The sequence below is a fragment of the Nocardia sp. NPDC060220 genome, from assembly GCF_042727815.1.
Taxonomy (GTDB): Bacteria; Actinomycetota; Actinomycetes; order Mycobacteriales; family Mycobacteriaceae; genus Nocardia.
In genome coordinates this window covers 1-3,473 of record NZ_JBHWZY010000747.1, presented here as the reverse complement: position 1 = coordinate 3,473, position 3,473 = coordinate 1, and the positions used below count along the sequence as shown (strand labels likewise).

Annotated in this window: 4 protein-coding genes; 1 reads left to right on the top strand and 3 read right to left on the bottom strand. The window is 67.1% G+C overall.

Translation table 11 applies throughout. The annotated features are described in order from the left end of the window. Together ACFWF3_RS28910 and ACFWF3_RS28905 are read right to left on the bottom strand one after the other, a co-directional pair. On the bottom strand, positions 1-415 hold a 415-nt coding region (locus ACFWF3_RS28910; protein WP_379316698.1), incomplete at its 3' end, for a dihydroxy-acid dehydratase. Positions 416-478: 63 nt separating this feature from the next. Further along, positions 479-1,327, bottom strand: a complete 849-nt coding sequence (locus ACFWF3_RS28905) for an acyl-CoA thioesterase domain-containing protein (RefSeq protein ID WP_379316696.1) — start codon at positions 1,325-1,327, stop codon at positions 479-481. A gap of 194 nt (positions 1,328-1,521) precedes the next feature. On the opposite strand from ACFWF3_RS28905, the gene ACFWF3_RS28900 reads away from it, so the two are divergent. Then, positions 1,522-2,754: a hypothetical protein gene (locus ACFWF3_RS28900; RefSeq protein ID WP_379316694.1), complete on the top strand. Its 1,233-nt coding sequence runs from the start codon at positions 1,522-1,524 to the stop codon at positions 2,752-2,754. Here ACFWF3_RS28900 and ACFWF3_RS28895 read toward each other — a convergent pair. Further along, positions 2,732-3,473 (bottom strand): hypothetical protein (locus tag ACFWF3_RS28895; protein WP_379316692.1); only part of this gene is annotated, 742 nt, incomplete at its 5' end. The two genes, ACFWF3_RS28900 and ACFWF3_RS28895, sit on opposite strands and share 23 nt — an antisense overlap.

Genomic DNA, 3,473 nt, shown 5'->3' with positions numbered 1-3,473 from the left:
GCATGCCCGGCAAGCTCTTGTCGCAGCCGGCGAGCAGCACCGAACCGTCGAGGCGCTCGGCCATCATCACGGTTTCGACGGAATCGGCGATGATCTCGCGGCTGACGAGTGAGAAATGCATCCCCTCGTGGCCCATCGAGATGCCGTCGGAGACCGATATCGTGCCGAACTCGAGCGGGAAACCGCCCCCGGCGTGAACACCGCGTTTGACCGCCTTGGCCAGCCGGTCGAGCGACAGATTGCACGGTGTGATCTCGTTCCAGCTCGAGGCCACACCGATCTGCGGTTTGACCCAGTCCTCGTCACCCATGCCGACCGCGCGGAGCATGCCACGAGCGGCGGTCTTCTCGAGTCCATCGGTGACATCGCGGGAGCGTGGCTTGATGTCGACGGGCTGATCGGTGTCGTGTGCCATAGCGCAAGCCTACGAGGCCGGGCAATGAAATCGCCACGACGGCGCAGCTATGGGCGGTGCGAACTACTCCGCGGCCATGGCCGATGACGAAGCCCCGATAGCGCTCAGGTCCGCTGGGCCCCGGGTGTTGGCGAGGGAACTGACTGTCGCGGTACCGAATACGCCTTTGCGGTCATAGATCGCCGCAGTGCCCAGCGCGATGCCGTCCTGTGCCAGCCGGTCCAAGCCGACCAGCCCGGCTTCGTCCCCTTCCGGAAGCCTGGTCAACGTGAGCGTGGCATCGGCGTTGATGTATTCCAGGCCGTGGCTGCCGAGGTTGGTGACCACATTCGTCACATCGGCGAGTCCCGCGACGAACTGGAACGGCGTCGGTTCCTCACCGACCACGACCGCGATCGGGCGGTGCCAGATCCCCGTGCGGGCCGCGTTGTGGTGGGTGCGGGCATCGGGACTCCATCCTTGTTCCTCGCTGAAGTACACGCGATCCTGATCGGGCGAGGGTTCGCGGTCGGCAGGCGGCGGATCCGCGGCCGTCTCCGGCGACCAGCAGATGCCGTGCGGTGTCGGGCCGGGGCGCAGATACAGTGCGCCGGCCCGAGCCACGGCTCGGCCGTCTTGGATCAGCGTCGCATCGAACAACGACAATCGGCGGCCGTCGCGGATCACTTCGACACGAGTTGTGCAGGGCCGCATGAACACCGGGCGGAACAGGTCGAGCGTCCACCGCACCGGCCGCAAGTCACTCCGTTCGCGAACGATGAGCTCGCGCTCCACCGCGCGCGCCAGGACCGCGCCGACAGCCATGCCGCGTAGCTGCCCACCGATCCATCCGCTGCTCGCCTCGGGTTCGGGATGGAGTACCTCGGCGCCACCGATCGGATCGGATTGTGCGCGAAAGAATGCATGGCTCACCGGCGGACTCCTCAGGCATGGGCAGTCTCGCCGAACGCGCGGCACCGGTGGCGCGCGACTGACAGATGCCCGGATCTGAGAGTCGGCGATTTGTCCATGATGCGGCCATCGGGAGGGGGCGGCTACTCAGGCGTGGAAGATCACAGCGTGCGTTAGGCTCGGATATGGCTCACCGATCGGTTGTTCTCGGTGCGATGCTGACCGCTGTGTCGTTGCTCTGCGCGTGCACTGTGTTCGGCCGCGGCGAAAGTGATCCGCCCGCCGTGCGTGACTCGGATGTGTTGGTGTCGATTGCCGAGTCAGCGGGGTTCCTGGAGACCGGCCGTGTCGGGAGCCGGCGTGTTCCCTTCTTCGAATTGCGGCGCGACGGTACGGTTTTCACCTACGTGGACGACGGTGCCGAGGAGAGTGTGTTCGGCGTGTACTGGGCCCGGCTCACCGAGGACGGCATCGAGCAGGTTCGCGCGTGGTTCGACGAACTCTCCTTCAATGATGCCCACTACCGCGAGTTCTCGCCGCCGACGGACCAGCCGACGACGGTGGTGTACGCGAACTTCGATGGGCCGGTGGGTGTCTCGGTCTACGGCCTGGACACCGACTCCCGCACGCATTCCGGCAATGGTGAGGTGCGCAGGTTGGGGAATGTGATCGATCGTTTGCGAGGACTGCCCGATGACGAGCAGCTCACGGTGCAGCGTCGTGCGCCGTACACGCCGACGGCCCTCGATATCGCGTTCCAGCCCGCGGTCTCACCGGACGACGAGCCGTTGCCCGAGCCGACCAGATGGCCGTTCGCCCTTCCGCTCACGCAGCGCCCCTTGGGCGTCGGCGGCTACGGCAGAGCGCTGTGCGCCACTGTCGACGGTGCCGAGGCTGCCACGATCGTCGAGCTCATGGCCGGACACGACGAGGACACCCCACCGCATTGGACCACCGGGGCGGCACCGGGGTCCGGGCAACCCACCTCGGTCCTGGTGACGGCGAACGCGCTCCTGCGCGGTCGATCCGGGTGCAGCGCAGTGGCGTCGGACCCGGCGTCGTCGAATCGTGTTGTCGTCGAGCCGCTCCAGGACGTGGTACTCGCCGATCCGTCGGGCTGGCAGGGCCGCTATCCGGCCGACCGGTTCACCACCGCGACCAGCCTGGAACTCTATGCGGCGGTGCCGATTCTGGTCCGCGATCTCGAGGCCAGAGAGGCGATCGAGGACAAGGACGGCACCAGCGACAGCACCGAACTCCACGTGCCGACCGGCTCGGACCTCACCTGGTACGACTACGAATTCGTGGCAGCCGAGGCGGGCGGCTCCCACTACCTGGACCTGTCGGCCCGCTACCAGGGTGTGGCTCCCGATCCGTGGGAGCCACCGACCTGGCACGCCCGCATCGCACTCGGCCCCGAGACCGTCACCAACCTCGACCTGCATTGACCCGCTGCGAACCCGTCGCTGCTGTCGGATGCCGGATCCACACATTGGGCTCCACATAGACCGCGACACCGTGCTCGACCGAACAGGACACCGGGGCCAGCGCTGTGGGCACGAGCACCTGCCCGCTGGTGTCGAACGGCAGGCCGGTCCACGCACGCCATTCCGCCAGCGTCCCAGGTATAACCATGGATCGCGGTGCGATCTTGTCGATCGTGCCGCCGGCCCGGACGTGTACACGCAGCCATGGGTCGACCGGCAGCCCATCCGCCCTCGTCAGCCCGGCGTAGACACTCATCGGTTGTTCGATGTCGGTTTTTCCGGTGGGGCGCACCGGCGCCACGAGCTCGGCGAATCCGAGCCGAGCAGCGTTGTCCCGCAGAGCGGCAAGGATTTCCGCGCTCAGCCCGGTGCCCAGTCTGCTCGGTTCGACGACGATCTCGATCGCGGACACCGTGTCGGGCTGTGCGCCCGTCGCCGACGTATGGATGCCGCGGCGAATCGCACCGTCCCAGCCGTCGTCGGGGAGGTCGGCCGCACCGAGCCGGAACGGGACGGAATAGGCTCGACCCACCACCTCGCCCGCCTCGTCCTGGCAGATCAGGATGTAGTCGGCGAACCGATCCAGCATCGAGTAGTACAAACTGCCGACGGGGTCGTGGCGCATGAATTCGGGCCAGGAGTCGGCCATTGCGGTGAAGGCGTCGTACAGGTCGGGGCGG

What these genes read in the sequence shown, in the direction of transcription:
- ACFWF3_RS28900 (WP_379316694.1), top strand. Translation starts at nt 1,522, where the DNA reads ATGCTGACCGCTGTGTCGTTGCTCTGCGCGTGCACTGTGTTCGGCCGC.